We start from the raw sequence: 26381 nt of genomic DNA, 5'->3' as shown, positions 1-26381 counted from the left end.
GAAAGCGCGGCATCCGCCGCACTGCGTTCTGTGCCGGCGCGGTGGCCAGCCCGACAATGCACCAGCGCCATGACCACTTGGCAGACCGATGCCGTCAATGGCGGCTGGTCAATGGTATCTGCAAAGATAATCTGCGCCTTGCGCCGGATCGGTGTGCTGTTGCATATTGGCGGTCTTGCAATGGCACTGCAATGGCGCAGCGTGGCGGCAGTGCTATGGCCAATGCATTATGGCGGCAGGGGGCTGCCCCGCCCACACCAGCAGGAGGCAGCGCAGTGCGACTGATCGTGAACGGAACCGAACATACGGTCGATGTAGAACCCCAGATGCCGCTGCTTTGGGTACTGCGTGACGTTCTGAATATCACCGGGCCGAAATACGGCTGCGGGATTGCGCAGTGCGGGGCGTGCACAGTTCACATCGACGGCATGGCCGTGCGGTCCTGCCAAGCCATGATCGGTGATCTTGACGGGGCGCAGGTCATGACGATTGAAGGGCTGGGCCAGCCGGGCAGCCTGCACGCGGTTCAGCAGGCCTGGGTCGACACGCAGGTGGCGCAATGCGGTTATTGCCAGGGGGGGCAGATCATGCAGGCGGTGTCGCTGCTTGATACGAACCCCGATCCGACCGACGATGACATCGATGCCGCCATGTCGGGAAATCTGTGCCGCTGCGGGACCTATCCGCGCATCCGTGCCGCTGTCCATGCTGCCGCCGCAAAACTAAAGGGGGCATAAGTCATGGCCAGTCTCGGAAAAATTGCCCGGCGCAGCTTTGTCATCGGCTCTGCCGCAATTGCCGGGGGTGTCGCCTTTGGCGTCTATGCTGCGCGCCGACCCTTCGATAATCCCGTTCTGGACGATCTTGCCGATGGTGCGGCCAGCTTTAACCCTTGGGTCATCGTCGATCACGAAAACATCACGCTGGTTGCCCCCCATGCGGACAAGGGGCAGGGTATCTTTTCGGCGCAGGCTGCCCTGATCGCAGAGGAGTTGGACGTCGACCTTGATCAGGTCGAGATCAGCTTTGGCATGCCCGACAAGGCCTATTACAACGGCGCCCTGACGGATGCCCTGGCGGGCTACCCTCTTTATGACAACAGCGCCGCGGCTGGCCGCGTGCGCGGGGTTCTGGGCGGCATCGTCAAACTGGCCTTTCCCATGATGACGACCGGCGGATCATCCGCCATCCCCGATAGCTATGACAAATTGCGCAGGGCAGGTGCCACCGCGCGCGAGACGTTGAAATTGGCCGCGTCGCAGCAAAGCGGTGTGCCTGTTGACCAACTTCGAACGGCCCGCGGTGCGGTCATCCTGCCTGACGGGACCCGGATCGCCTATACCGCGCTGGCCAGTCTTGCCGCGAACATCGCGCCTGTGACGGATACGCCGCTGCGTGATCCACAGAACTGGAGTATTGTCGGCAAGCCGCAGCAACGGGTCGACATGGTGGGCAAGGTCACGGGCACACTGGATTACGGGATCGACTTTCGCACCGACGGGATGCTTCACGCCACCGTCAAGGTGAACCCGCGGCAGGGCGGCACCATGAACAGCTATGATGCCTCTGCCGCCGAAATCATGCCCGGCGTGCGGAAAATCCTGCCGATCACAGGCGGCGTTGCCGTGGTCGCTGACAACACCTGGCGCGCGTTCCAGGCCGCCGATGCGATCGTATGCGACTGGGGCGACGCCCCCTATCCGGCAGAGCAGGACGCGCACTGGGAACATCTGGCGGGTATCTTTAACGCCGATCACCTGAACGCCGAAGCGCGGGTCGAAGGGGACGTGGACACCGCCGAGGGAGAGGCCATTACCGCTGAATACCGCTCTCCTTATCTTGCGCATGCGCCGCTTGAACCGCTGAACGCCACGATCCTTGTAACGGATGACCGCGTGGATATCTGGACCGGTCACCAGATTCAGATGATGGCCGAACAGAAGGTGGCGGATATCACCGGACATGACGTGGACAACGTCCATCTGCACAACATGTTCATCGGCGGCAGTTTCGGTCACCGGCTGGAATTCGATTTCGTCAAACAGGCCGCCGAGATTGCAAACCAGATGCGCGGCACGGCAATCCAGATGACCTATTCGCGCGAAGAGGATTTTGCCCACGATTTTCCCCGCCACATTACTATGGGGCGCGGCGTGGCCAAACATAAGGATGGCAAAGTGACCGCGCTGGATGTGCAGATCGCAGGTCAGTCGGTGATGCGCAGCCAGATGGGGCGGATGGGGTTCAACCTGCCCGGACCCGATACGCAGTTGCACGAAGGGGCATGGGATGCCCCCATGTTCAACCTGCCTAACCTGCGCGTGCGGTCTTACCGGACCGAAGCGTTGGCACCCGTGTCGTCCTGGCGCGCGGTCGGTGCTGGCCCGAATGTTTTCATCTATGAAACCCTGCTGGACGAAGCGATCCATGCCGCCGGCGCTGACCCGTTGCACGAACGCATCCGGCTGATGGGCCATGACGTGTCCGTCAAGGTGCTAGAGGCCGTGGGCGAAATGTGCGGCTGGAACGACGCCAACCTTGGGGAAAACCGTGGCCGCGGCGTGGCTTACGGCTTTTCTTTCGGCGTTGCGGTTGCCACGGTCGTAGAGGTGACCAATACCCCGGCGGGCATCAGGCTGGACCATGTCTGGCTGGCGGCCGACGTGGGCAAGGTGATCGATCCGGTCAACCTTGAAAACATCGCGCAGGGCGGTACGGTCTTTGGTCTGGGTCACGCAATCAATTGCGAAATCACCTATGCGGACGGCATGGCAGAGCAAAGCAATTATCACGCCCACGACGGGATGCGCATGTGGCAATGCCCGCCAATCACATTCCGCGCGCTGCAGAACAACCCCGTGATCCGCGGCTTCGGAGAGCCGCCCGTTCCGCCCTCTGCCCCCGCCCTTGGCAATGCGATCTTTGCCGCGACAGGCCAGCGGATCCGCGAAATGCCGTTCAACAAGCATATCGCCTTTGTATAGGAACGCGGGATGAAATCGCTGATATTCGCCACTTTTTGCCTGACCTTTGCGAGTGCCGCGTCCCTTTCGCGGGCCGAAGGCGAAGCTGTGGCGGTGATTGATGCGCCTGTGCAGGGGTCCGTTTCCCGGACCGACGGGCTGGAAGCCTTCGATCGGATATATGACGTCGTCAGCCATCCGCGCTGCGCCAATTGTCACACGGGACCGGACAATATTCCGATGTGGTATGGCGGCAAGGCAGGTCCGGCGCAGCCCCATGGCATGAATATCAACGCAGGGCAAAGCCGCATCGGCGTGGAAACGCTGACCTGCGCGACATGCCATACGACATCGCAGGATCTGGGCAGCGAACCGCATGCGCCGCCGCGCGCGGGGCTTGACTGGCAGCTTGCCCCGGTGGAATTCGAATGGTTCGCAAAGACACCCGCGCAGATTTGCGCGCAGCTGTCGGACCCGGATCGCAACGGTGGGCGCGACTGGATGGGGCTTGCCGAACATCTGGTGGACGACGCAGGCCACCGCGGCTTTGTGCTGTGGGGCTGGAACCCCGGCGGCGAACGCGAACCTGCCCCCTTTACGCTTCAGGCGCATGTAAACGACATCCTGCAATGGGGCGCGTCCGGCATGCCTTGCCCGCAGGGGTAACGACGGCGCGGGCCGCGCAGGGCTGCGCCCTTGTTTCGTGGGGCGGCGTCGTGACCCGGATTTGTGATCGGGGTCTGTGGCGGGCAGGGGCCCTGAACGGGGTGCAGGCCGCAGGGAAAGCTGCTATCGGACAGATGCGTTCCGGGGACACCTGCAAAACCACCCTGAAACCGCGCCCGCTGGCCGGAACGCGAAAAGTGAACAAAACCGCGGAACTTCCGTCATGAATGCAAATGCAAAGATCACAACTGCCGCCCGCCTGTCCGTCGCCCCGATGATGGACTGGACGGATCGCCATTGCCGGCATTTTCACCGGCTGATGTCGCGTCATGCGCTGCTTTATACGGAAATGGTCACCGCCGCCGCTGTCGTGCATGGCGATACCGCACGGTTGTTGGCCTATGGGCAGGATGAACATCCCGTCGCCTTGCAACTTGGCGGCTCTGACCCTGCACTGTTGGCGCAGGCGACCAAGATCGCGGCAGATATGGGCTATGACGAGGTGAACCTGAACTGCGGCTGCCCGTCGGACCGGGTGCAATCGGGGCGGTTCGGCGCGGTGCTGATGACCGAACCAGATCTGGTGGCCGATTGCGTCTTTGCCATGATGGCGGTGACCGAACTGCCGGTCACCGTAAAATGCCGCATTGGCGTCGATGACCAGAACCCGGCAGAGGTGCTGCCGGATTTCCTGACCCGCGTCAGCGCGGCCGGTGTTGACCGGTTTACCATTCATGCCCGCAAAGCCTGGCTGCAAGGACTGAGTCCCAAGGAAAACCGCGACATCCCCCCGCTGGACTATGACCTTGTCCACGCGATGAAAGCCCAGTTTTCCGCCCTGCACCTGTCGATCAATGGCGGTATCGCTGACCTTGATCTGACCCGGCAGCTTTTGGATGCAGGCCTTGATGGTGTCATGATCGGCCGCGCCGCCTATCATGACCCGGCGGCGATCCTGCTGGATGCCGATGCGCGCATTTTCAACGATGGCACCCCCGGTGATGCCATCCAGATCGTCCACGCCATGTTGCCCTATATCGCCGATCACGTTGCCGCTGGCGGCAAGCTGGGTCAGGTGACCCGCCACATGCTGGGCCTGTTTCAGGGCCGCCCCGGCGCGCGGCTTTGGCGGCGGCATCTGTCAGAGCATGCGCATAAAGATGGCGCGGGTGTGGACGTGGTGCTAGATGCGCTAGGTCACGTCACGACGCTTGCTGCCTGAGGGAGGGGCACACCTTGGAAAATACGACTCTGCTGATTGAAATGGGCCTGCTGTTGCTGGCCATCGGGGCCTTTGCCGGCGTGCTCGCGGGCCTTTTGGGGGTCGGCGGCGGCATCGTTCTGGTGCCTGCATTCTTTTATGCTTTCAGTGCCTTGGGCTTTGAAAGCGAACAGTTGATGCAGATGTGCCTGGCCACATCCCTCGCGACGATCATCGTGACCAGCCTGCGTTCGCTGCATGCCCATAACAAAAAAGGCGCGGTCGATTGGGCGATCCTGAAAACATGGTCTATCGGCATTGTAGTCGGTGCCGTTCTGGGCGTGCTTCTGGTGTCCAGCCTGCGCACCCTGACGCTACAGCTGATCTTTGGCGGCCTTGCCATCATTGTCGGCCTTTACATGACCTTTGGCCGCAATCACTGGCGACTGGGGCAGGCGATGCCGACAGGGATCGCCCGCGCTGTCCTGTCGCCGCTGCTGGGCTTTCTGTCGGTTCTGATGGGCATCGGCGGCGGCAGCTTTGGCGTGCCGGTGATGAGCCTTTATAACACACCTATTCACCGCGCCGTGGCCACTGCCGCAGGCTTTGGCGTGCTGATCGCCGTGCCGTCAGTGCTGGTGCTGCTGTTCAAGCCTGTTGCCATTGCGCCGCCCTATACGATCGGTTCGGTCAACCTTGCAGCCTTTGGCCTTGTCGTTGCAATGACCCTCGTGACCGCCCCCTGGGGCGCTGCGCTGGCGCATAAAACCGACGCGGTCCGGCTCAAGCGTGTCTTTGGCGTCTTTCTGGTGCTGGTTGCCCTGAATATGCTGCGCAAGGCAATCGGCGCTTAAGGGGCGCGCAAAAAGCCGCAAGGCAACGCAGTCGCACAGCTTTTTGACAGATTGCCACTTTCAAATAGGGCGCCGGACGCGTATGTCTGACGAGCCTCAACCGCCCGGCGTCGCAGGCACCGGGTTCCGCCAAGGAGAGATTACATGCTCAACAATATCGGCCTTCCCGGCCTTCTGCTGATCGCCGTCGTCGTGCTGGTCCTGTTCGGACGGGGCAAGATTTCGTCCCTGATGGGCGAAGTCGGCAAGGGCATCACCGCCTTCAAGCGCGGCGTTGATGACGGCAAGAAAGAACTGGACGACAGCTTTGCCGATGCGCGGGATGTCACGCCCGAGTCGAAAAAAGACAACGTCTAAACCCGTCCAGAGGTACCGCGTATGTTCGGCCTAGGCTGGAGCGAAATGATCCTTTTGGGGATCGTGGCCCTGATCGTGATCGGGCCAAAAGATCTGCCGAATATGTTTCGGGAGCTTGGCCGCATGAGTGGCAAGGCCCGGGCCATGGCGTCCGAATTCCAACGCGCTATGGAATCCGCCGCCGACGACAGCGGGGTCAAGGACATCAGCAAGTCGATCCAGGCCGCCGCTAACCCGGCCAAATTCGGGACAGACAAACTGAAATCCGCGGCCAGCTCTACCTTTAAACCGGGCACAGAGACGGCCAAGCTGTCGCAGGAACGTCAGGCGGCAAAAGACAAGATTTCTGCCGCGACCGCCCGCGCGGCTCAGGACCGGCGCGACCGGGAAATGGCCGCGGCAGACGCAGCCGAACTATCCGAAGAACCGGATATGGCAATGCCTTCTCCGACAGTCGAAGCCGCCCCGCAAACGGGGGGCGGCACATCAACTTCGGCTGATAAGCCATTGTCGCCGCAACCAAAAACAACCCCCGCAGGTGAAGCATGAGCGCATCGGACGAATTGGACGACAGCGCCGCGCCACTGCTGGAACATCTGACCGAACTCCGCTCGCGCCTGATCAAATCGCTGCTGGCCTTCATCGTCGGCATGGTAATCTGTTTTACGGTCTGGAACCCGATCTTCGACTTCCTGACCCATCCGCTGTGTTCCGCGCTGGACGCAGACGGACAGGACTGCGGCCTGATCTTCATCGCACTCGAAGAAGGGTTCTTTGTCGCGATCCAGATCTCGTTGCTGGGCGGGCTTTGCCTGTCGTTCCCTTTCATCAGCTACCAGATGTGGCGCTTCATCGCGCCGGGCCTTTACAAATCGGAAAAGGGCGCATTCCTGCCCTTCTTGGTCGCCTCGCCTTTCATGTTCTTCCTTGGCGCGGCCTTCGCCTATTATGTGATCACGCCGCTGGCCTTTACCTTCTTCCTCGGCTTCCAGCAGGGCAATGTGCTGACGGACGGTCCTGAATCCGCGACGCAGGCCGCTGGTCTGTTATTTCAGGGCTCGGCCAAGGCCTATCTGAACCTGACGATCAAGTTCATCGTCGCCTTCGGTCTGTGTTTCCAGCTGCCGGTGCTGCTGACCCTGATGGGCAAGGCTGGCCTCGTCAGCGCAGCTGGCCTGCGAAATACGCGTAAATATGCTGTGGTGGGCATTTTGCTGATGGCCGCACTGGCAACCCCGCCGGACGTGGTCAGCCAGGTGATCCTGTTCGCCGTGATCTACGGCCTTTACGAAATCTCCATCCAGCTTGTCGCCCGGATCGAACGCATCCGACTGGCCGAACTGCGCGCCAACGGTATCGTCGGCGAGGACGAGGATATGTACGGCAACCCGCTGAACCCCGTGGACGAGGACGCGGAGCCGAAGCCATGACCGACCCGCTGGAACGGATCGCCGCCGCACTTGAACGGCTGCGGCCCGGCCCTGCGGCGGCCCCCGACTTCTCTGCGGCGGGGGCCTTTGTTTGGCACGCAGATCCCGACGGCCTGACCCCCGTTGCCCGGGTCAGCCGCATTGACGTGGACCTTCTGGTCGGCATCGATCGATCGCGCGACACGCTCTTTGACAACACCGAACGCTTCGCGCGCGGACTGCCTGCCAACAACGCCCTGTTGTGGGGCGCACGCGGCATGGGAAAATCCAGTCTGGTCAAGGCGATCCACGGCAAACTTCATGCTGAATACGGCCGGCTGAAAATCATCGAAATACAACGCGAAGACCTGCCAAGTATCAACCGGCTGCTGCACCTGCTCCGCGGCACCGACCAGCGCTTCATCCTGTTTTGCGATGATCTCAGCTTCAGCCATGACGACAGCCATTACAAATCGCTCAAGGCTGTGCTGGACGGCGGCATCGAAGGGCGGCCCGACAATGTGGTGCTTTATGCTACATCGAACCGCCGTCACCTGATGCCACGCGACATGATCGAAAATGAACGCTCCACTGCAATCAGCCCAGCCGAAGCGGTCGAAGAAAAGGTCAGCCTGTCAGACCGTTTCGGCCTCTGGCTCGGCTTCCACCCTTGCGATCAGGATCAGTACCTTGCCATGATCCGGGGCTATTGCGACGCACATGACATCGACATCGATGAAGCGACCCTGCGGGCAGAGGCGATTGAATGGCAGGCCACACGCGGCAGCCGCTCCGGCCGCGTCGCATGGCAGTATTTTACCGATCTTGCAGGCCGCCGCGGCGTCACGCTGGGCTAACCCGCGCCCGGCCCACCTCTAGCGGACGCGCGACGATGCGCGCCTGTGCTTTTCATCTGGCCAGCTAAACTCCCGCCGGAGGCATCCGGCATTTGCCGGATGTTACAGGAAGTCGTTCGGATCGACAGACTCAAGACCGCGCCGTACTTCAAAATGCACAAAGCTCGGATCACCGCTTTTGACTTTGCCCAGCGTGCCGCCACGTGTCACGGAATCGCCCTTGGCGACGCTCAGACCCTCAAGGTTCGTATAGACCGTCAGCAGGTTGCCCGCGTGTTTGACGACGACGATGGCGGTGCCACTGGTGTCGGTGGTGACGGCGGCAATCGTACCGGCATCCGCGGCCTTAACCGACGTGCCGGCACTGGCGGCAATATCGATGCCTTCGTTCTTGCCTGGCGCGTAGTCACGGATGACGTTGCCGGCAACGGGGCGAACAAATTGTGCATTACTGCTGGCCGCAGCGGCCGCGGGGGCTGGTGTTGGTACAGCCGGCGCTGCGGGGGCAGGGGCTTCCACGGCAGCAGTGCGCGCTGGCGCTTCTTCCAGTACCGGCGCGGGCGGTGCCTCGACCGGGGCGCTGGCGGCAATAGGTGCCTCCAGCGGTAAAGGCACGGCAGCCGATGGCGGCACCGGTGATCCGCTTCCGATACCGGGCGCGACCAGTGGTCCGCCGGTGACATCGGCGGGCTGGCTGCCCTGCGGGATCAGCAGATACTGACCGTCGCGCACCTCCAGATCGCCGGACAGGCCATTCCAGCTCATCAGGGTTTCAACGGGTACGTTATACAGGCGGCTGATCGAAAATGCCGTCTCGCCGGGTTGGACCTTGTGGCGGACTGGTTCCGTTCCGCTGGATGGCAAGGGCGCAAGGCCGCCGGTCACAACCGGGGATGCCCGGTCCAGCGCGGTTGTGGCGATGCCGCTGATGTCGATCGGGCCGGTGGTTGCCGCGCCCGTCGCGGGGGATGGTTCAGACACGCGGCCTGGCAAGGCGACGACTTCGCCTTCGCGCAGGATTGCATCGGGGCTGACGCCATTAAAGCTGGCAAGCGTTCCGCTTTGCAGATCAAGCCGGGATGCGATGCTGGCGATGGTATCGCCGCGGCGGGCCACAACGACCTGATAGCCGGGATAGGAAATCACGCCGCGGTTGTCGGGCTGGGGCCGGCTAGGCAGATCTGCAACGGCGGGCGAGGTATCGAACCCGCCGGCACGGTCGCGGAAATCCAGATCCGGCAGCGCCGTGTCGCAGGCAGCCAGAATGGCCAACGCAGAAGTTGCAAAGGCAATGCGGCGCAATCCGTGTGTCGAAGAATATGTCATGGCTGCAGTGTCCTGTCGTATCTTGCCCGCGCGTTGGGGCCGCTTGCCCCTTATACGAGGCGTTTCAAAGGTTCTAGTCCTGACCCAACCCTTCGATCAAGGGGACAAACCGGACTGGGCGCAATTCCTCGTAGTCAAAGCCTTTTTCAAGGCGTGTGACGCGGATCAGGCTTTGCACCGTATCGGATTGACCTACCGGCAGCACCATGATGCCGCCCACGCGAAGCTGCGCCAGCAGGGGGCTGGGCGGGTCTTCAGCGGCGGCGGTCAGCAGGATGCGGTCAAAGGGGGCCTGTTCGGCCAGACCGTGGCTGCCGTCGGCAGTCATGGCGGTGATATTGGCAATACCAAGAGAGGCAAAAACCGCCTGCGCCTCTGTCACCAGACGTTTGAACCGGTCGATGGAATAGACACGGCGTGCAAGCTGGCTCAGGATTGCGGCCTGATAGCCGGACCCGGTGCCGATTTCCAAAACCTTATGGCGCGGCTGCACGTCCAGCGCCTGCGTCATCAGGCCGACCACGGATGGCTGGCTGATCGTCTGGCCGCAGGGGATCGGCAGCGGCATGTCCTCATAGGCGCGTTCGGCAAACAGGCCGCGCACAAAGGCGGCGCGGTCGATTTTTTCCATGGCGTGCAGGACACGCGAGTCGGTGACGCCCTTGCTGCGCAAGGCAAATAAGAATTGCATTTTTGTCTGCGCGTCCGTCACCCGAGCTTGCCGGAAAGCTGCGCCGTCAGGCGGTCGAACGCATCATGCGCCGTCAGGTCCGCCCGCAGCGGTGTGACAGAAACGTAATCGTCCAGGTTCGCTGCCGCATCCGTGCCGTCCGCCGTGCGCACCTGCTGATCGCCGCCGCGGACCCACAAAAACCGGCGGCCAGACGGGGAATCCTGTGCCTCGACCTTGTGGTGCACGCCGCGGCGCAGGCCTTGGCGGGTCAGGCGCGTGCCCTTGACCTCTGCGGCGGGGACGGGGGGGAAGTTGATGTTATAAAACAGCGGGTAATCTGCCGTGTCCCAGAACGCATCGTCCATCAGATGCCGCAGCACGGCCCCGCCTGCGGCGGCGGCTTCGAACGGATCGTCCAGCCCGGCGTTGCGGGGGCCATAGAATTGCGACAGCGCGATGGACCGCACGCCTTGCAGCGCGCCTTCCATGGCGGCACCGATGGTACCGGAATAAAGCACGTTTTCGGCCGCGTTATTGCCGCGGTTGACGCCGGACAGGATCAGGTCCGGGCGGCAGTCCTTCATCACGTCATAAATCCCCGCCATGACGCAATCGGCAGGCGTGCCTTCGGCGGCGAAACGGCGCGGGCCGAATTCAGAAATCATCGTGGGATGGGTATAGCTGATGCAGTGGCCGACGCCGGATTGTTCGAACGCAGGGGCGACGGTCCATACCTCGCCCTGCGGGCCGGCCAGATCACGGGCCAATGCGTCCAGCACGACAAGGCCAGGTGCGTTGATGCCGTCGTCGTTGGTAATCAAGATCCGCATGAAAGCCCCGGTTCACTGGTGCTGTTAGGGTATGAGAGACGCGCCCCGGTCACAAGGCATGGCGCGGAAGATCGGGGCCTTTTGGTCGTGGTTTGTGGCTTTGGGGAATCAGGGTTTGATCTGATCCAGCAGCCGGACAGCCTCGCTGTCGGGCGAGGCAAGTGCGCTGCGGTCCTCGCCGGGGAAAAACCGGGCGCGCAGGGCGGTGGGCATGGGGGCAGGGGCGATGATCGCGACCTGCGGGCCGGTCTGCACGGTTTCCGCAGCCCAGGACCGGACCAGTGCCATTTGCGCCGCTTTGGTCGCGCCATAGGTGCCGTGGAATTTGGTGCCCGCTGCGGTGTCGTCGCAGAACACGGCGCGGCCGGCGGTGCCCAGCAAGGGCGCGACATAGGACATCAGCCGCTGCATGGCGGTGACGTTCACGTCCATGGAGGACGCAAAATCCTTGGGGCCGATATGGCTTGCAGGGGACAGGGGCGCGGCATGGATGGCGGTATGCACCCACAGATCGACCTTGCCCCAGCGGTCATGAATGCCCCGGCACAGCTGCTGCATGGCGGCATCCGTCGTCACATCCATCGGGGCCAGCGTTGCTTGACCGCCTTTGGCCTGAATGGCGTCGTCAAGCTCTTCCAGCGCGCCGACGGTGCGGGCGACGGCGACGATGTGATATTCGGGCGCAAGCGCCTTGGCGATCGCGGCCCCAAGGCCACGCGACGCACCAGTGATCAGGGCAATTTTATCAGTCATGGCGGCGTATGTGCCGCAAGGGGCGCGGTCTGTAAAGTGTTGTCAGGCCGCCCCCGGCAGACCAAGCTGAAAGCTTTGGCCGCGGCGGTCGCGCAGGGTGATCGCTGTGGCATCAATCGCCAGTACGGTCAGCCCGCCCGCCTGATCGCCAGTAGTTACCTTTTCGATGGCACCGTCGCGCATACGCAGCAAGGCGCTGTCGCCCTGCGGTCCCGTGAACAGGCCGATCACCGTAATCCGGTCAAGCTGGATCTGGGATTTGCTTTTGGCCAATTGGCCCACATCGGTTGAAGTCGTCATAACATTGCGTGTCCTGCAGTGAAGCAGCAGCGATGCAATGCGCAGCGGGAAAAGAAAAGGGCCGCCCAGCGAACGGCCCTTGCGGTGTGCGATAGTCCGCCGCCGCGCATCGCACCGGCAGCAAAGCTTGGCCGATGCGCCGCGCCTGACGCAAACGTGTCTGGCGCGTTTACTCTGCCGCAACTTTCGTTTTGAAGCCGCGATCGATCATATCGGTCGGCGCGACCGGATATTCCCCTGAAAAGCAGGCGTCGCAGTACTGGGGTGACTTGGAATCGCGACCAGCAGATTCGCCCACCGCGCGGTAAAGACCGTCAAGCGAGATGAACTTGAGCGAATCGACGCCCAGATGATCGCGCATTTCGTCCTCTGTCATGCGGGCGGCCAGCAGCTTTTCCCGTTCTGGCGTGTCGACACCGTAAAAGCAGGGCCACTGCGTCGGCGGGGATGCGATGCGGAAATGCACCTCGGCTGCGCCGGCTTCTAGGATCATTTCCTTAATCTTTTGGCTGGTGGTGCCGCGCACGACGCTGTCATCCACCAGAATGACGCGCTTGCCGCGGATCAGGGCGCGGTTGACGTTCAGTTTCAGACGCACACCCATGTTGCGGATCTGTTCTGACGGCTCGATAAAGGTGCGGCCCATATACTGGTTGCGGATGATCCCCATCGCATAGGGAATGCCCGATTCCAGCGAAAAGCCGATGGCCGCCGGCGTGCCGCTGTCCGGGACAGGGCAGACCAGATCAGCCGCAACGGGCGCTTCCTTGGCCAGCTCGCGGCCAATGGCTTCGCGGGTTTCATAAACGGACCGGCCGCCGATAATGCTGTCGGGGCGGCTGAAATACACGTGTTCGAAGATGCAGAACCGCGGCTTGGCCCGGCGGAAGGGAAAGTGCGACTGCACGCCGGCTGCGGCGCTGATCACGACCATTTCGCCCGGTTCGATTTCGCGGATCAGGTCGGCACCGACGATGTCGAGCGCGCATGTCTCTGACGCCAGCACCCAGCCATCACCCAGTTTGCCCAGCACCAGCGGGCGCACACCCAAGGGGTCGCGGCAGCCGATCAGCTTTGTGCGGGTCATGGCGACGACGGAAAACGCGCCTTCGACCTTGCGCAGGGCTTCTTCCATACGGTCGGGGATGGTGCGGCCCATCGACCGGGCCATCAGGTGGATGATGCACTCGGAATCAGACGAGCTTTGAAAGATCGAGCCGCGCTCGATCAGTTCCTTGCGCAGGGCGACGGCGTTAGTGATGTTGCCGTTATGGGCAATCGCGGCCCCGCCCATGGAAAATTCGCCAAAAAAGGGCTGGACGTCGCGGATTGCGGTCTGCCCCTTGTGACCGGCAGTGGAATAGCGGACGTGGCCGATCCCGACTTCGCCCGGCAGCATCGCCATCATATCGGCGCTGGTAAAGGTGTCCCGCACCAGGCCCATGCGGCGGGCCTGATTAAAACCGGTGGTGGCGTCGTATGTGACGATGCCGCCGGCTTCCTGGCCCCGATGTTGCAGCGCGTGCAGGCCAAGCGCGATAAAGTTGCTGGCTTCTGTCACGCCGACGACGCCAAAGACCCCGCATTCCTCGCGCAGCTTGTCACTGTCGGCGTCATAATCAAAAGGATGGCTTGGCAATGCCTTCGCCAAGTCAGTGGCGCGGGGGGAGGTCGCTTCTGGCACGGGGCAGCTCCGAATCCGGGGAAGTTGCGGGGGTCTTAACCCGTAACGGCACCCATGTCACGAGACTGATACACGCGCCCCGGCTTTAATTGCCGCAGCGCGGCGGGCTGCGTTCCCGCGATATTTTACCGCAGCGGAACCAGCATGCGGATGACGCGTTAGTGATTTGTGTAACGAGTAAGCAGACCGGCGCGTTTTGCCGCATTTTCAATCAATGTCAGGCCCCTGATGATACGCGCCACCCACCTTGAAGCGATCCGTCGCAGTCTGAACGTGATCATGTTGATCGCGGTTTTCGTTACCTGTTATTTTGCAAAGGATCTGCTGCTGCCGATCCTTTTGGGATTTTTGATTGCCCTGACCCTGTCGCCCCTGACCCGCGGGCTGGCTCGCATCGGTGTGCCGCACTGGGCCTCTGCAGTGGTGCTGATCGGGGCGGTCGCAGCGGCAGTTGTCGCGGTTATCTACTTTGCATCTGGCACCATTGTCGGCTGGATGGATACGGCTGACACTATGGGCCATGAACTGCAGGCCAAGATGAGCGGCCTGTTCCGCCAGTTGGAAAATGTGCGTCAGGCAGGCGAAGATGTGGCCAGCATGGCCGGCGCGGATCCAGCTGTGCAAGAAGTCGTAGTTAAGCAGCCGACCCTGCTGGATAGCGCGATGGATGTGATCAGCACCATCGGTGCCACCACGGCTGTCGCGCTTGTGCTGGCCGTGTTCCTGCTGTCGTCCGGCAACATGTTTTATATCAAGCTGGTGCAGTCGTTCCAGACGATGAGCGGCAAGAAGCGCGCCCTGACCATGGTTTACGACATCGAACGGCGGGTGTCGCATTACCTGCTGACAATTGCCCTGATCAATGCGGGCCTAGGCATCTGCGTCGGTTCTGCCCTGACCCTGCTGGGCATGCCCTATGCGTATATTTGGGGCATCGCGGCGTTCTTGTTGAACTTTCTGCCTTATCTGGGCGCGATTACCGGCGTTGCGATGGTTGCTGCGCTGTCGATCATCACCTTTGACAGCGTTGGCTATGCGCTGCTGGCACCCGCCGCTTATCTGGCCCTGACCACCATTGAAGGCAATTTCGTCACGCCCACGTTGCTGGGCCGCAGGCTGGAGCTGAACACGCCAGCGGTGTTTTTGACGGTCGTCCTGTGGGGCTGGCTTTGGGGTATCGCGGGTGCCTTGGTGGCTGTGCCTTTCCTTGTTGTGTTCAAGGTCGTCGCCGACAACGTCGAGGGGATGCAGATCGTCAGCAATTTCCTTGGGGCGGCGGATGAAGTGCACCACAGCGAAGAGGCTGAAACGCAAACGGCGAACCCCGTTACAGGGCCCGCCGCATCATAGGGAAAAGGCTACGCCGATTTATTCGGCGGGTGCGCCGCATTCACCGACCAGCTGCTGGTACTGGGCCGTGACCCAGGACAGCGTGGCTTCTGGATCACGTTCTGCGATCTTGCCGGTGATGTTGCTGAACACGACGGCAGACCGGCTGCCGTCCACCATGGCGATGTTCTGGCTGGACAACACCGTCTGGTAGACAAAGAACGCAACCGCCACCAGCAGCACGCCCCGGAAAACGCCGAACAAAAAGCCGGCCGCCTGATCCAGCCCGTTCAGGGCGGACCGCTGCACGACGCTGGAAAACAGCGGCGTAAAGATCGACACGACCACCAACGCCACGGCAAAGACAGCGGCAAAGGCGGCGATGATCGACAATTCGCAGCTGTCACCGATAAAGCTGTCGAGCCCCGGGATCTGCTTGACCAGCGGCTGCACTTGCGGCGCAAATATAAACGCCAGCACTGTGGCACCGATCCAGCCTGCAATCGCCATCGCCTCTCGGACCAGGCCGCGGCTGTAGGCCAGCAGCGCCGAAATCACGATGATACCAGCGACAACGGCGTCGATGATTGTGAAACCTTCCAATGGATGTCCCCCCGGGGTCAGCCTTGGCGTGCGCCAAAGACCTGTTCTACGAAACCAGCCAGATCCTGCATTTCACGCAGGTCCAGTCCGGCAGCCCCGGTGCCTTTCGGCGGCCGCGGCATGATCGCCGAGGTAAAACCAAGTTTTTGCGCCTCTTTCAATCTATTTTCCGTCTGAATGACGGGACGAAGCGCACCGGACAGACTGATTTCCCCAAAAACAACGGCTTCCTTGGGTAAAGCTGCGTCTTCGCGGGCACTGACAAGGGCCGCGGCAACGGCCAGATCCGCGGCAGGTTCGGTGATCCGCAGGCCGCCAGCGACGTTCAGATAGACGTCAAGCCCGGTGAAGGGCACGCCGCAGCGCGATTCCAAAACGGCCATGATCATTGCAAGCCGCCCGCCATCCCAGCCTACGACGGACCGGCGCGGCTGGCTGTGAGGGCTGGGGGCGACCAGAGCCTGAATTTCGCACAAGACAGGGCGCGTGCCCTCAATCCCTGCGAAAACCACCGATCCGGGTGCCGGCTCTCCGCGCTCGGACAGGAACAGGGCGGACGGGTTGCGCACCTCGGCCAGACCTTTACCGGTCATCTCGAACACGCCGATTTCATCCGCGGGGCCAAAGCGGTTTTTCACACTGCGCAGGATGCGGAACTGGTGGCCACGCTCGCCTTCGAAATACAGCACAGTATCGACCATGTGTTCGACCACACGGGGGCCGGCGATGGCCCCTTCTTTCGTCACATGGCCGACCATGATCACGGACATTTCGTGCGTCTTGGCAAAGGTCGTCAGCTCGTGCGCGCAGGTGCGGACTTGGCTGACGGAACCGGGGGCCGAATCGACATGGTCCGCCCACATGGTTTGGATCGAATCGATGATCGTCAGATCGGGTTTTTCCGCCTCCAGCGTGGTCAGGATGTCGCGCAGGTTGGTGTCAGAGGCAAGCATGACAGGGCTTTTTTCCAGCCCCAGCCGGTGTGCGCGCATCTGCACCTGCGCGTTTGATTCCTCGCCCGAGACATAGATGACCTTGAGCCCGTTGCGCGCAAACCGCGCGGCGGCTTGCAGCAGCAAAGTTGATTTCCCGATCCCCGGATCGCCGCCGACCAATAGGGCAGAGGCCTTAACCAAGCCGCCGCCCAACACGCGGTCCAACTCTTCGACGCCCGCAAGGGTGCGGGGCGGTGCGGCCTCTTGCGTGGCAAGATCGGTCAGCTTAAGCGTTTTGCCGCGCCGCCCGCCGATAGAGGTTTTCTTGGGACCGGCGGCAAGGCCCGTGTCTTCGTGAATGGTGTTCCAGGCACCGCAAGCGTCGCATTTGCCGGACCATTTGCTGGTCGACGCGCCGCAGGCAGAACAGGTGAATGCAAGATCTTTGGCCATGTTCACCTTTTGGACCGGAAATGCGGCAGTTGCAACGGGGGCCGATTTTTCGGCGAAAAATCGGACGGGCCGCGCGCGTCAGTGTTTTGGCAAGTGGCGCTGTGTCAGGCCGGACACAAGGATAGAGGCAAGGATACAGGCCGTGAACAACCATAGCCCCCAGGCCGTTTCGACGCGCCCGATGCCCGCGCCTTTTAGGATCACGACATAAAGGGCAATCAGAAAGACATCCGCCATCGCCAGTTTGCCAGCCCAGGCCAAGGCAGGCAGCAAGCGCGGGCTAAGAAGATCGGAATGTATCAGGGCAAGGCCGATGGTTTTTAGCATCGGTGCGAAAAGCGCAAGCGCGGTCACGACCAAGGCCAGCAACGGATCGCTAGGCCACAGGCTTTGCAGGCCCGAAATGACGCTGATATCCGATAGGCCGAACAAGGGCAGAAACCCCGCGCGCAAAAGCGGCGCGAACCATGACAGTGGAAATAGGATCAAAAGCGCAAGGTTGAGCCAGCGCAGCCATGCCGGTGCCGTCATTGTGTTGCGGCCTTCGCCTTGATCGCGACGATGTTGTCGCTGCCGCCGCCTTGCGCCGCGCGGCGGTCTGCTGCGGCCTGCAGTTGGGCATGATCCAGCGCTTCGTCATGTTCCAGCGCATAGCCCAGCAGGGGCAAGGTGATTTGCAGGCGGTCGTCCAGATGGGCGAGCTGGCTGGCAACGCGGGCCTCTTCCCGTTCGACCTGATCGGACCAGGCGCGGATCTGTTCGCAGATGTGCATCGCTTCGATGATGCGTTCCTGCTGCTCTTCTGCGGCTTGCTGGCGCTGGCGCAAAAAGGCTTTGGCGCGGGCGACGCGTTCGGCCGAATAGACCTCTGCCAGATGCCGGCTTTGCACGCTCATCTGTGCCGCGACTTCCATCACGCCGCTTTCAAGATGCGACAGATCGGGGTGGTCGCGCAGATAAGCAAGACGTTCGCGTACCGCGTCAAATTCAGAGCTGAGTGTAAAAACTCCTGCCCGGTCAGCGGCGTGGACGTCATGATAGGCGCGGGCCACGTCGTCCATGCTGATGTGAAAGTTGCGGTGGCTGGTTTCCAGTTTCATCAGGCGCAGATGACTGGGCAGAAAAAAGGCCATCGCGGCCACAAGGGCGGTCAGCGCCCCCTGGACCCAAGGCCCGGCATCGCGAAAGTCCGTGCCGCCAAAGGATGCGTCAAGCTGCAGCCAGCCCGCAACACCAATGGCGCACAGGGCCGTGTAACAGATGGCCGCGACGGCACAGATCGACACCGTGAAAAGGGCAAGGCTTTGCATCAGCCGCGCCATGTCGCGCAGGGTCTGGATCATTGTCTGCCGTTCTATGTTTGTAACGTTAAGTAATGCTTACCTTATTGTGGGACCAATTTGTGACGGGGTCTATCGGTTTGCTCTCGGCGTCATCGGGCAATTGTTTCGGCTACAGAAACTGCCGCTGTTCTTTTGCAAGTGTGAAACCCCGGCGCGGGCCGTTGGCGGCACGGCGCGCTGGCTATTAAAGCATCGCATAGCCAATACGTGCAGGCTGCTAACCGCCATTATGCATCGCATGGAAACAATAGTGCAGCCGTCATTTATCGAGGGGCCAACCGCTGATCCGTTGCCGCATGGCACGGCCCCCCCCCGATTACGCAAAGCGGGCGAATCGGTTGTTGGTCAGCCGACGTATCGCCGCGAGTAACGGGCGCTAAGCCCCGTCAGCATTTCATAGCCGATGGTGCCCGCACTTTGCGCAAGGCGGTCGACGGGCTGGGCATCACAGATAAAGGCCAGCGCGGCGGGATCTTCGTTCAGGTCGGTCACGTCCACGGTGATCAGGTCCATCGACACCCGGCCCACCAGCGGGCAGGGGGTATCGCCGTGATACAACATCGCGCCACGCGACAGGGCGCGCAGAAGCCCGTCCGCGTAACCTGCAGCGATGGTGGCCAGACGGGTCGGCCGTTCCGCCTGCCACGAATTGCCGTATCCCACGACTTCGCCAGCTGTCAGATCACGGATTTGCACCACGGGCAGATCCAGGCGCACGACGGGGCGGGCGTCTTCGAACGGCAGGCCGCCATAAAGGCCGATGCCGGGGCGGCATTCGTCGAAATGGTATTCCGGGCCCAGCAAAATTCCGCCCGTCGCCGCCAAAGACCGCGGGGTGGTGATTCCATCAGTCATTTGATGAAACACGTCCAGCTGATATGGATTCATCGGGTGGTCAGGTTCGTCCGCGCAAGCCAGATGCGACATGACGATCACCGGCTTGCGGCGCAGCGCCGCCTCTGCCACGGCCGCCCAGTCGTCCCATTCAAGGCCCAGACGGTTCATGCCTGTGTCCAGCTGCAGACCGAAAGGATGGTCCGGCAGCGCCTCGAAATGGCGGTTGATTTGGTCGATGGTGTTGAGGATCGGCGTCAGGTTCAGGTCGGCGATCATATCGGTATCGCCGCGCATGTGTCCCGTCAGCACGCGAATTTGCGCCTTGTCGCCCACAGCGGCGCGCACGGCGGCACCTTCTTCGGCCATGGCGACATAGAAGGTGCGCACGCCTTGTTTGGCCAGCGCCTTGGCAACGCGGTCGGAGCCGAGGCCGTAGGCGTCCGCCTTGATGACGGCGGCGGTTTCGCACGACGTCAAGGCATTCAGGCTGCGCCAGTTCGCGGCAAGGGCCGCAAGATCGATTGTCAGGTGTCCAGTGCTCATGGCGCATCTTTTGACAGGACAGGGGTGCGGCGGCAAGAGGCGGGATTTCGCCTTTGTCGCGGGGGCGGGCCTAGTTCGGTGTAGTCGGGGAAAAATAAAAGGGGTGAACCGGGCAGACCGGAAGGGAAAAATCACGGGGCAGGTCCGCGGGGGGGGCGATGGCGGGGCCTCCGGCGGGAGTTTATTGGGCCAGATGAAAGGGGATGGCGGGAGGCGGTCGAAATGGGGGGGCGTTATTGCGGTGTCGTGAGCTGGTAGCTCTCCATCTCGGCCGGGGTCAGCAGGTAGATTTCATCGGGCGGTGTCAGAAGCGCGTGACGCATAATCAGCGGGTCGATATCCATATCGGAGAGGTATTCCATCACCTCGCCCTGACCGCGCTGGATGTTTTCGACGGCCATGAAGGCGGGCAGAGCGGTGTTTTCGCCAAAGTAGTGTTGGTGCACGCCGACAAGGGCGCCATCCGCGACCGAGCGGGCTGTTCCGGCGGCCAGAAGGTAGGGGCAGGCGGACAGGCAGATGTCAGTGGCCGTCATGCGGGTGTTGATACCAAGGCTGCGGATCTGTCGGCCCATGTCGAGGGCATCCTGCACCGAGCCGCCGGGGGAGTTCAGGAAAGCCTGTGTGGGTGCGGGGTCGACGGTGGTCAGGAAATCGGCAAAGCGGGCGGCGTCACCGGGGGCGATCTGGCCGGTCAGGGTGATGACGGGCTGGCCATCCCAGACCGTATCCACAAAGTCCAGCCGCGAGGGCATGTCGGTTGTTGCGGGGATCGGGCGCGTGCCGGGGCGGGCCGGGCGCGGATCGATTTGTGCCGGGTCATAGCGCCGGGTCTGATCGCCGGGGCCAAGCGGCTGGGTGATATCGGGCGCACTGGACGGAAAGGCAAGTTGCGGTAGCACGCGCAGCATGTCGGAGCCGAGCAGGATGGCTGCAAAGACCAGTTGCAGGCCAAAGATCCAGCGCAGCATGCGGCTGGCGGGCCAGCGCGGGGCGGCGTTGGTCAAAGGTTCAGCTGAATCCGGCAAGGGCGGGGGGCGGTTTTTCATGCGGTGGGCTTGTCCTGCGCGGCGGCGGGGCCTTGCGGTTCATTTAGCGCTTTGGATTGGGGGAGATGCTTGGTGTCTTGCGGCGGGGCGGCAAGTGAGGTTTCCATATCGCGCATCGCGGTGATGGCCGCACGCAGTTCCGACAGGGTCATCGAATCCTCGACCGCGGTGCCGTCGCGGCCTGTGCGGATCGCGGCCTGTGTAACGGCAAGGATCAGCACCAGCACTGCGGGCAGCAGATCGATGGCGATGGCACCGGCCCAGCTGGGAATGAAATTGCCGGCATAAAGGATCACCGCATCGGCGGCGCTGATCGGGGTATAGCTGATGTCCTGCGGCGGGGTCATAGCCAGCACATCCTGCGCGGCGGCCTGCAAGGTCTGGGCCCGTTGTTGCAACACCGACAGCACCGAATCAATCGTCGCCTGCTGGCCTGCGCGGGTGTCGCTGTCAGAGCCGTCAAGGCTTGGCAGGACGACAGCGTCTGTCAGATCGGTCGCGGCGCGGTTCACCAATGGCGCGACGGAAAGCTGGCGCAGCTGGGTGATGACATTGGCAAGGCGCACGGCTTCTTCGGAGAAGGGAACGGAGCGGGCTTCAACCGGGCCTTGTTCTACGGTCAGGGCGCGCATGCGCGACAGGCTGGCGTTACCTTCTGCGAAGGCCTGTTCGACAAGGGGTTGCTGGGCAATGATCTGCGCCTCGAGCGCGGCGAGTTCGTCGGATTTCTGGCGCAGCAGGCGAAAGACTGCGCCCTGGCCGGCGAAGCCAGACAGCTGGCCGGTGGCTTCTTGTTCGCTGAGGTCGTCAAAGGACTGGCGCACGCGGGCCACGTCGCGGGCCAAAGATTGGGCCGATTGCGTAATCTCGTCGCTGCGTTCAAGCGCGGTCTGGTATTGTTGCACGGTGGTGGCCAGATGCTGTTCCACGGCGGCAGCGCCGGCAAGGGCGGCGGCGTTCAGCCATGACGACATGGCGACGATCGCAAGGCTGCCAAGGATCATCGACAGCCCAAGGCCGATGCGGGCGGCGGCGGTGCGCACGGCGGGCACCAGGCGCATCATGTAGGACCAGAAAACGAAAATACCGACCGAGACAGCGACGGAATAAGCCAGCGCGGCAAAGACCGAGAGCGCACCGTTGTCATCCAGCAGGGATGAGACGCCAAGGTAGGTATAGATGCCGGAGGCCACGGCCAGCACGCCAAGCGCCGTGCCGGTGATGCTGTCGAGCCAGGTGACATGATCCTCTAGGTCGCGGGCGTTGCGGATGTTGCGGGCCTGGGTACGGGTCAGGTTGTGTTCGTCGGTCATGGCGGCCCTTTCGGTGGTTTGGTCCAAGATAGGGCCGCGCACGCGGGTTGCAACTGACAGGGTCGTGGGCGTCCCGTGCCGGGCCGCGTGGAGGCTTTGCGCCTCCACACCTCCGCAGGATATTTATGACCAGAAGAAGGGGACGTCAGAGCTTTTTCGAAAAGCGTGGGCCGGGGGTGCGGCGTATATACCCAAGGGATTCGTAGGCAACTTGCGCGCTGATATTTTGCGGATCGGTCCCAATGGTGACGTAGCTGCAGTGCAATGTGCGGGCGTGCGTTTCCACGTTGGTCATCAGAGCGCGACCAACGCCTTTGCCGTGCTAATCCGGCGCGACGTACAGGTGGTGTAAACCGATGCCGCGGCGAGCATGTTGCACCTGCGCCGTGGGCAGCATGAGAGCAAAGCCAATGGGCTGTGCCCCGGCCTTAGCGACACCTAGGGTGGCCCGGCGAATAGATCGCGGTGCAAGGCCGCAGGATCGGCCTTCGTTGTCTCTTCATGGAATCTGCCAAGCGCGCCGGACATCGCGGCGAGCGCGGGAACATCCCCGGAAGTAACCCGCGGATGTTAAAATCCGACATCGCCGCCGCCGTCTTGTTGCCAGGGCTTCACAAGGTTGCCGAAGCGGGTGAACCGGCCTTCGAACGACAATTCGACGGTGCCGATGGGGCCGTGACGCTGTTTGCCGATCACGACTTCGGCCTTGCCGCGCAGGCGTTCCATTTCTTCTTGCCAGATCGAGATTTTGTCCATTTCGTGATCGCCGGGTTTTTCACGTTCCTTGTAGTATTCCTCTCGGAACACGAACATGACGACGTCGGCGTCCTGCTCGATCGAGCCGGATTCGCGCAGGTCCGAGAGCTGCGGGCGTTTATCTTCGCGATTTTCCACCTGACGTGACAGCTGGGACAGAGCGATGACCGGGATCATCAGTTCCTTGGCGATAGCTTTCAGACCCATGGTGATTTCGGAAATTTCGTTCACGCGGTTTTCCGACCGCCCCGTGCCGCGCACCAGCTGAAGATAGTCCACGACCAGCACATCAAGCCCCTGCGTCCGCTTAAGCCGCCGCGCCCGGGCAGCCAGCTGGGAAATGGGCAGGGCGGGGGTGTCGTCGATGAACAGCGGGCAGGATTCCAGCTGCTTTGCGGCATCGACAAAACGGCGGAATTCGACCTCTGTCATGTCGCCGCGGCGAATCTGTTCTGACGGCACTTCTGCCGCCTCTGACAGGATCCGCGCGGCAAGCTGTTCTGCCGACATCTCGAGGCTGTAGAATCCAACCACGCCGCCGTTTACCGCACCTTCGGAGCCGTCGGGCAGGGTGCCTTTTTTATAAGCCTTTGCGATGTTGTAGGCGATGTTGGTGGCGAGCGAGGTTTTTCCCATCGACGGGCGACCCGCGAGAATCAGAAGGTCGGACTTGTGCAGGCCGCCGAGTTTTTTATCCAGATCGATCAATCCGGTCGAGACGCCAGCCAGACCGCCGTCGCGCTGATAGGCCGCGTTGGCAACATTCACGGCGTCGGTGACGGCGCGCAGGAAGGACTGGAAACCGCTTTCCGCTGTGCCGCTTTCGGCCAGGGCATAAAGCGCCTGTTCGGCTTCGACGATTTGGTCCTTGGGTTCAGATGCGACATCGACCTTTGATGCCTTGGCTGCGATGCTTTGCCCGACCTGGATCAGCTGCCGCCGGATCGCCAGATCATAGATCATCTGCGCGTAATCCCGCGCCGCAAAGGCAGAGGTTGCGCTGGCGGCAAGGCGCACGAGGTAGGCACCGCCGCCGAGTTCGGCCAGACCTTCGTCGTCTTCCATGTAGGATTTCAGCGTGACCGGGCTGGCCAGCGCGTTCTTGGCCAGCCGGGCTGCGGCGCAGTCAAAGATGCGGGCATGGACCGGATCATAGAAATGCTGGGGGCCCACGACAGAGGCGATGCGATCGAAAATATCGTTGTTCGTCAGGATCGCGCCCAAGAGCTGCTGCTCGGCCTCAATCGAATGGGGCATGGTGTCGGCTGCGGTTTCGTCGGTGCCGGTGGCGTTGAAAGTGCTGATCTCGTTCATCTGATCGGTGTCCCCATTTACAAAACCGCGGTGCCCCCGCACGCGTTCGCTGGTCATAGACCAGCCTGCCGCCGGACCCAAATTGTATATTTTTGTGGAGAAGTCAGGCTTTGCCACGTTAGCACAAGATGTGTCGTGCGGCCAGCACGCGGCCACTACAAGTAGAGCTGCGGGCCGGAAAACTTTTCATTTGATAAGCGCGTTTTTGCCGGGGCGGTTAAACCATTACGCCGGGGGTCCAGCCTGCCGGATTACGCAGGTACGCTTCGACCGTGTCCAAGGTTTCCTTGTCAAAGCTGCCGCGCGCGCGGGCGACCTCAAGCACATCCCACCATGTGCACAAATGCAAAAGCTGCACGCCATGGTCGGACAGACGCTCTTCTACGCCTTCAAAGATGCCATAGAAAAAGATCACGGCGGTGGCTGAACAGGTTGCCCCGGTGTCGCGGATCGCATCGACGAATGACAGTTTGGATCCGCCATCGGTGGTCAGATCCTCGACCAGCAGCACGCGCTGGCCTTCGGTCATCGCACCTTCGATGCGGGCATTGCGGCCATAGCCTTTGGGCTTTTTGCGCACATAGGTCATCGGCAGGGCAAGCCGTTCGGCAACCATGGCGGCAAAAGGGATGCCTGCCGTCTCTCCGCCGGCGATGTTGTCAAACGCCTCAAAGCCTGCCTCTCGCATGATGGTGACGGACAGAAAATCCATCAGCGTGGCACGGATGCGGGGGTAGGAAATCAGTTTGCGGCAATCGACATAGGTCGGGGCCTGTTTGCCGCTGGCATGGGTGAACGGCGTTGTGGTGTTAAAATCGACAGCTCCGATTTCCAGCAACATGCCAGCGGTCAGGCGGGCGATTTCATCTTTTGCGGGAAAGCCGGTTGGGATCATGTCGAAAACCTTTTGTTCTGTAGGAGGACGATTTTTCTGCGAAAAATCTACACCACGCGCCAATGCAGGGGAAAGCCGGGATCAAAGACGGTGACGGGGCCGTCAGCTGTGTCAATTTGTGCGGGGTAGGTGACGGGGTCGCCTTTGACCAGGCGGATCGTGCCCTCATTCGGGGCCATGCGATAAAAGGCGGGACCGTTCAAAGAGGTAAACGCCTCCAGCTGGCGCAGCGCGCCGGCCGCTTCGAACACTTCTGCCAGACAGGACATGGTGTTGGGCGCGGTGAAAATCCCCGCGCAGCCGCAGGCCTGCAATTTGCCCGCGTCGGTGTGCGGGGCAGAGTCGGTGCCAAGAAAAAAGCGTTTGTCCCCCGAAACCGCCGCCTGCACCAGCGCGATGCGGTGGGTTTCGCGTTTGGCAACCGGCAGGCAATAGAAATGCGGCTTGATCCCGCCCGCAAGGATGTGATTGCGGTTGATGATCAGGTGATGGGTCGTAATTGTCGCAGCCAGGTTCTTTGCCGTGTCGCGCACATAGTCCACAGCGTCCTGCGTCGTGACATGTTCCATCACAATGCGCAGGTCGGGGTTCTTCTTGCGCATCGGTTTCAGGATGCGGTCGATAAAGGCCGCTTCGCGGTCAAAGATATCGATGTTGCTATCGGTGACTTCGCCGTGCACGCACAGGGGCAGGCCGATTTCGGCCATCCGGTCCAGGACCGGGCGTACCTTGTCGAAATCCTGCACGCCGCTGGCAGAGTTCGTCGTTGCACCTGCGGGATAAAGCTTGACCGCCGCGATTAGGCCGGCCGTATGGGCGGCAGCCACATCGTCCGGGTCGGTGTCTTCTGTTAGGTAAAGCGTCATCAGCGGGGCGAAGTCGGACCCCTCTGGGCGGGCCGCCAGAATGCGATCGCGGTAAGCGCGCGCCTGATCACCGGTCACAATAGGCGGCACCAGATTAGGCATGATGATTGCGCGGGCAAAATGCCGCGCTGTTTCCGGCAACACGGCTTGTAACATTGCACCGTCGCGCAGGTGCAGATGCCAATCGTCAGGACGGCGCAGGGTAAGGTCGGTGATGTTTTGATCAGGCATGCGTGGGGCATACACCTAAGGCCCGCGCCTGACCAGATCTT

27 protein-coding genes and 1 pseudogene are annotated in these 26381 nt (G+C 61.9%); 11 read left to right on the top strand and 17 right to left on the bottom strand.

Annotated elements, in window-relative coordinates:
• The first annotated feature begins 69 nt into the window (after positions 1–69).
• The 10 genes from SJY10_RS11370 to SJY10_RS11325 all read left to right on the top strand — a co-directional run bounded on the left by SJY10_RS11370 (position 70) and on the right by SJY10_RS11325 (position 8307).
• Entirely contained in the window at positions 70–285 is a 216-nt protein-coding gene (locus SJY10_RS11370; RefSeq protein WP_386682641.1) for a hypothetical protein, read from the top strand.
• Positions 276–737: a (2Fe-2S)-binding protein gene (locus SJY10_RS11365; RefSeq protein WP_386682639.1), complete on the top strand. Its 462-nt coding sequence runs from the start codon at positions 276–278 to the stop codon at positions 735–737. The genes SJY10_RS11370 and SJY10_RS11365 overlap by 10 nt, the downstream gene beginning before the upstream one ends.
• 3 nt (positions 738–740) lie before the next feature.
• Positions 741–2984: a molybdopterin cofactor-binding domain-containing protein gene (locus SJY10_RS11360; protein WP_386682637.1), complete on the top strand. Its 2244-nt coding sequence runs from the start codon at positions 741–743 to the stop codon at positions 2982–2984.
• A gap of 9 nt (positions 2985–2993) precedes the next feature.
• Positions 2994–3629, top strand: coding sequence for a hypothetical protein (locus tag SJY10_RS11355; RefSeq protein ID WP_386682635.1), 636 nt, complete (start codon positions 2994–2996; stop codon positions 3627–3629).
• 223 nt (positions 3630–3852) lie between these two features.
• Positions 3853–4851 carry a tRNA dihydrouridine(20/20a) synthase DusA gene (dusA, locus tag SJY10_RS11350; RefSeq protein WP_386682633.1) on the top strand — a complete coding sequence of 333 codons (999 nt, stop codon included), beginning with the start codon at positions 3853–3855 and terminating at the stop codon, positions 4849–4851.
• Positions 4852–4865: 14 nt separating this feature from the next.
• Entirely contained in the window at positions 4866–5684 is an 819-nt protein-coding gene (locus SJY10_RS11345) for a sulfite exporter TauE/SafE family protein (protein WP_386682631.1), read from the top strand.
• A gap of 144 nt (positions 5685–5828) precedes the next feature.
• Positions 5829–6041 carry a twin-arginine translocase TatA/TatE family subunit gene (locus SJY10_RS11340; protein ID WP_386682629.1) on the top strand — a complete coding sequence of 71 codons (213 nt, stop codon included), beginning with the start codon at positions 5829–5831 and terminating at the stop codon, positions 6039–6041.
• Positions 6042–6062: 21 nt separating this feature from the next.
• Positions 6063–6590: a Sec-independent protein translocase protein TatB gene (tatB, locus tag SJY10_RS11335; RefSeq protein ID WP_386682627.1), complete on the top strand. Its 528-nt coding sequence runs from the start codon at positions 6063–6065 to the stop codon at positions 6588–6590.
• Entirely contained in the window at positions 6587–7471 is an 885-nt protein-coding gene (gene tatC / locus SJY10_RS11330; protein ID WP_386682626.1) for a twin-arginine translocase subunit TatC, read from the top strand. Before tatB ends, tatC begins: the two co-directional genes overlap by 4 nt.
• A complete protein-coding gene (locus tag SJY10_RS11325) occupies positions 7468–8307 on the top strand; it encodes an ATP-binding protein (RefSeq protein ID WP_386682624.1) in 840 nt (279 codons plus the stop codon). Before tatC ends, SJY10_RS11325 begins: the two co-directional genes overlap by 4 nt.
• Positions 8308–8409: 102 nt before the next feature.
• Here the strand turns inward: SJY10_RS11325 and SJY10_RS11320 are convergent, their stop codons facing one another.
• From SJY10_RS11320 to purF, 6 genes are all read right to left on the bottom strand, one after another.
• Complete coding sequence (locus tag SJY10_RS11320; protein ID WP_386682622.1) at positions 8410–9633, bottom strand: peptidoglycan DD-metalloendopeptidase family protein; 1224 nt, start codon at positions 9631–9633, stop codon at positions 8410–8412.
• Between the two features lie 73 nt (positions 9634–9706).
• A complete protein-coding gene (locus tag SJY10_RS11315; RefSeq protein ID WP_386682620.1) occupies positions 9707–10345 on the bottom strand; it encodes a protein-L-isoaspartate(D-aspartate) O-methyltransferase in 639 nt (212 codons plus the stop codon).
• Entirely contained in the window at positions 10342–11136 is a 795-nt protein-coding gene (gene surE, locus SJY10_RS11310) for a 5'/3'-nucleotidase SurE (protein ID WP_386682618.1), read from the bottom strand. Before surE ends, SJY10_RS11315 begins: the two co-directional genes overlap by 4 nt.
• A gap of 108 nt (positions 11137–11244) precedes the next feature.
• Positions 11245–11889, bottom strand: a complete 645-nt coding sequence (locus tag SJY10_RS11305) for an SDR family NAD(P)-dependent oxidoreductase (protein WP_386682616.1) — start codon at positions 11887–11889, stop codon at positions 11245–11247.
• A gap of 42 nt (positions 11890–11931) precedes the next feature.
• Entirely contained in the window at positions 11932–12189 is a 258-nt protein-coding gene (locus SJY10_RS11300; protein ID WP_386682614.1) for a hypothetical protein, read from the bottom strand.
• Between the two features lie 169 nt (positions 12190–12358).
• A complete protein-coding gene (gene purF, locus SJY10_RS11295; protein ID WP_386684637.1) occupies positions 12359–13840 on the bottom strand; it encodes an amidophosphoribosyltransferase in 1482 nt (493 codons plus the stop codon).
• 261 nt (positions 13841–14101) lie between these two features.
• Between purF and SJY10_RS11290 the strand changes: the two genes are divergently transcribed.
• Entirely contained in the window at positions 14102–15223 is a 1122-nt protein-coding gene (locus SJY10_RS11290) for an AI-2E family transporter (protein ID WP_386682613.1), read from the top strand.
• 18 nt (positions 15224–15241) lie between these two features.
• Here the strand turns inward: SJY10_RS11290 and SJY10_RS11285 are convergent, their stop codons facing one another.
• From SJY10_RS11285 to pyrC, 11 genes and pseudogenes are all read right to left on the bottom strand, one after another.
• A complete protein-coding gene (locus SJY10_RS11285; protein ID WP_386682611.1) occupies positions 15242–15805 on the bottom strand; it encodes a CvpA family protein in 564 nt (187 codons plus the stop codon).
• A gap of 17 nt (positions 15806–15822) precedes the next feature.
• Positions 15823–17193: a DNA repair protein RadA gene (gene radA, locus SJY10_RS11280; protein ID WP_386682609.1), complete on the bottom strand. Its 1371-nt coding sequence runs from the start codon at positions 17191–17193 to the stop codon at positions 15823–15825.
• 78 nt (positions 17194–17271) lie between these two features.
• Positions 17272–17724, bottom strand: coding sequence for a paraquat-inducible protein A (locus tag SJY10_RS11275; RefSeq protein ID WP_386682607.1), 453 nt, complete (start codon positions 17722–17724; stop codon positions 17272–17274).
• Positions 17721–18536, bottom strand: coding sequence for a DNA repair protein (locus SJY10_RS11270; RefSeq protein ID WP_386682605.1), 816 nt, complete (start codon positions 18534–18536; stop codon positions 17721–17723). Before SJY10_RS11270 ends, SJY10_RS11275 begins: the two co-directional genes overlap by 4 nt.
• A gap of 345 nt (positions 18537–18881) precedes the next feature.
• Positions 18882–19916 carry an alanine racemase gene (gene alr, locus SJY10_RS11265; protein ID WP_386682603.1) on the bottom strand — a complete coding sequence of 345 codons (1035 nt, stop codon included), beginning with the start codon at positions 19914–19916 and terminating at the stop codon, positions 18882–18884.
• Positions 19917–20149: 233 nt separating this feature from the next.
• Positions 20150–20965 (bottom strand): hypothetical protein, encoded by an 816-nt coding sequence (locus SJY10_RS11260; protein WP_386682601.1) that lies wholly within the window; start codon positions 20963–20965, stop codon positions 20150–20152.
• The gene (locus SJY10_RS11255; RefSeq protein ID WP_386682599.1) at positions 20962–22278 is read right to left on the bottom strand and encodes a hypothetical protein; all 1317 of its coding nucleotides are present in this window, start codon (positions 22276–22278) and stop codon (positions 20962–20964) included. Before SJY10_RS11255 ends, SJY10_RS11260 begins: the two co-directional genes overlap by 4 nt.
• 145 nt (positions 22279–22423) lie before the next feature.
• Positions 22424–22588, bottom strand: a pseudogene (locus SJY10_RS11250) (GNAT family N-acetyltransferase); the annotation flags it as partial.
• Positions 22589–22848: 260 nt separating this feature from the next.
• On the bottom strand, positions 22849–24348 hold the full coding sequence (locus SJY10_RS11245; RefSeq protein ID WP_386684635.1) for a replicative DNA helicase: 1500 nt from the start codon (positions 24346–24348) through the stop codon (positions 22849–22851).
• A gap of 217 nt (positions 24349–24565) precedes the next feature.
• Positions 24566–25243, bottom strand: coding sequence for an orotate phosphoribosyltransferase (locus SJY10_RS11240; RefSeq protein ID WP_386682597.1), 678 nt, complete (start codon positions 25241–25243; stop codon positions 24566–24568).
• A gap of 47 nt (positions 25244–25290) precedes the next feature.
• Positions 25291–26340, bottom strand: a complete 1050-nt coding sequence (pyrC, locus tag SJY10_RS11235; protein WP_386682595.1) for a dihydroorotase — start codon at positions 26338–26340, stop codon at positions 25291–25293.
• Between the last annotated feature and the right edge of the window lie 41 nt (positions 26341–26381).

Source organism: Loktanella sp. R86503 (assembly GCF_042466455.1).
Lineage (GTDB): Bacteria > Pseudomonadota > Alphaproteobacteria > Rhodobacterales > Rhodobacteraceae > Loktanella.
Note: the sequence above shows the minus strand (reverse complement) of the source record. Positions and strands in the feature narration are given on the sequence as shown.

Coding starts and splice junctions, on each gene's coding strand:
- SJY10_RS11370 (WP_386682641.1), top strand. CDS start 70: ATGACCACTTGGCAGACCGATGCCGTCAATGGCGGCTGGTCAATGGTA.
- SJY10_RS11360 (WP_386682637.1), top strand. CDS start 741: ATGGCCAGTCTCGGAAAAATTGCCCGGCGCAGCTTTGTCATCGGCTCT.
- SJY10_RS11355 (WP_386682635.1), top strand. CDS start 2,994: ATGAAATCGCTGATATTCGCCACTTTTTGCCTGACCTTTGCGAGTGCC.
- dusA (WP_386682633.1), top strand. CDS start 3,853: ATGAATGCAAATGCAAAGATCACAACTGCCGCCCGCCTGTCCGTCGCC.
- SJY10_RS11340 (WP_386682629.1), top strand. CDS start 5,829: ATGCTCAACAATATCGGCCTTCCCGGCCTTCTGCTGATCGCCGTCGTC.
- tatB (WP_386682627.1), top strand. CDS start 6,063: ATGTTCGGCCTAGGCTGGAGCGAAATGATCCTTTTGGGGATCGTGGCC.
- tatC (WP_386682626.1), top strand. CDS start 6,587: ATGAGCGCATCGGACGAATTGGACGACAGCGCCGCGCCACTGCTGGAA.
- SJY10_RS11325 (WP_386682624.1), top strand. CDS start 7,468: ATGACCGACCCGCTGGAACGGATCGCCGCCGCACTTGAACGGCTGCGG.
- SJY10_RS11320 (WP_386682622.1), bottom strand. CDS start 9,633: ATGACATATTCTTCGACACACGGATTGCGCCGCATTGCCTTTGCAACT.
- surE (WP_386682618.1), bottom strand. CDS start 11,136: ATGCGGATCTTGATTACCAACGACGACGGCATCAACGCACCTGGCCTT.
- SJY10_RS11305 (WP_386682616.1), bottom strand. CDS start 11,889: ATGACTGATAAAATTGCCCTGATCACTGGTGCGTCGCGTGGCCTTGGG.
- SJY10_RS11300 (WP_386682614.1), bottom strand. CDS start 12,189: ATGACGACTTCAACCGATGTGGGCCAATTGGCCAAAAGCAAATCCCAG.
- SJY10_RS11290 (WP_386682613.1), top strand. CDS start 14,102: ATGATACGCGCCACCCACCTTGAAGCGATCCGTCGCAGTCTGAACGTG.
- radA (WP_386682609.1), bottom strand. CDS start 17,193: ATGGCCAAAGATCTTGCATTCACCTGTTCTGCCTGCGGCGCGTCGACC.
- SJY10_RS11275 (WP_386682607.1), bottom strand. CDS start 17,724: ATGACGGCACCGGCATGGCTGCGCTGGCTCAACCTTGCGCTTTTGATC.
- SJY10_RS11270 (WP_386682605.1), bottom strand. CDS start 18,536: ATGATCCAGACCCTGCGCGACATGGCGCGGCTGATGCAAAGCCTTGCC.
- alr (WP_386682603.1), bottom strand. CDS start 19,916: ATGAGCACTGGACACCTGACAATCGATCTTGCGGCCCTTGCCGCGAAC.
- SJY10_RS11260 (WP_386682601.1), bottom strand. CDS start 20,965: ATGAAAAACCGCCCCCCGCCCTTGCCGGATTCAGCTGAACCTTTGACC.
- SJY10_RS11255 (WP_386682599.1), bottom strand. CDS start 22,278: ATGACCGACGAACACAACCTGACCCGTACCCAGGCCCGCAACATCCGC.
- SJY10_RS11245 (WP_386684635.1), bottom strand. CDS start 24,348: ATGAACGAGATCAGCACTTTCAACGCCACCGGCACCGACGAAACCGCA.
- SJY10_RS11240 (WP_386682597.1), bottom strand. CDS start 25,243: ATGATCCCAACCGGCTTTCCCGCAAAAGATGAAATCGCCCGCCTGACC.
- pyrC (WP_386682595.1), bottom strand. CDS start 26,340: ATGCCTGATCAAAACATCACCGACCTTACCCTGCGCCGTCCTGACGAT.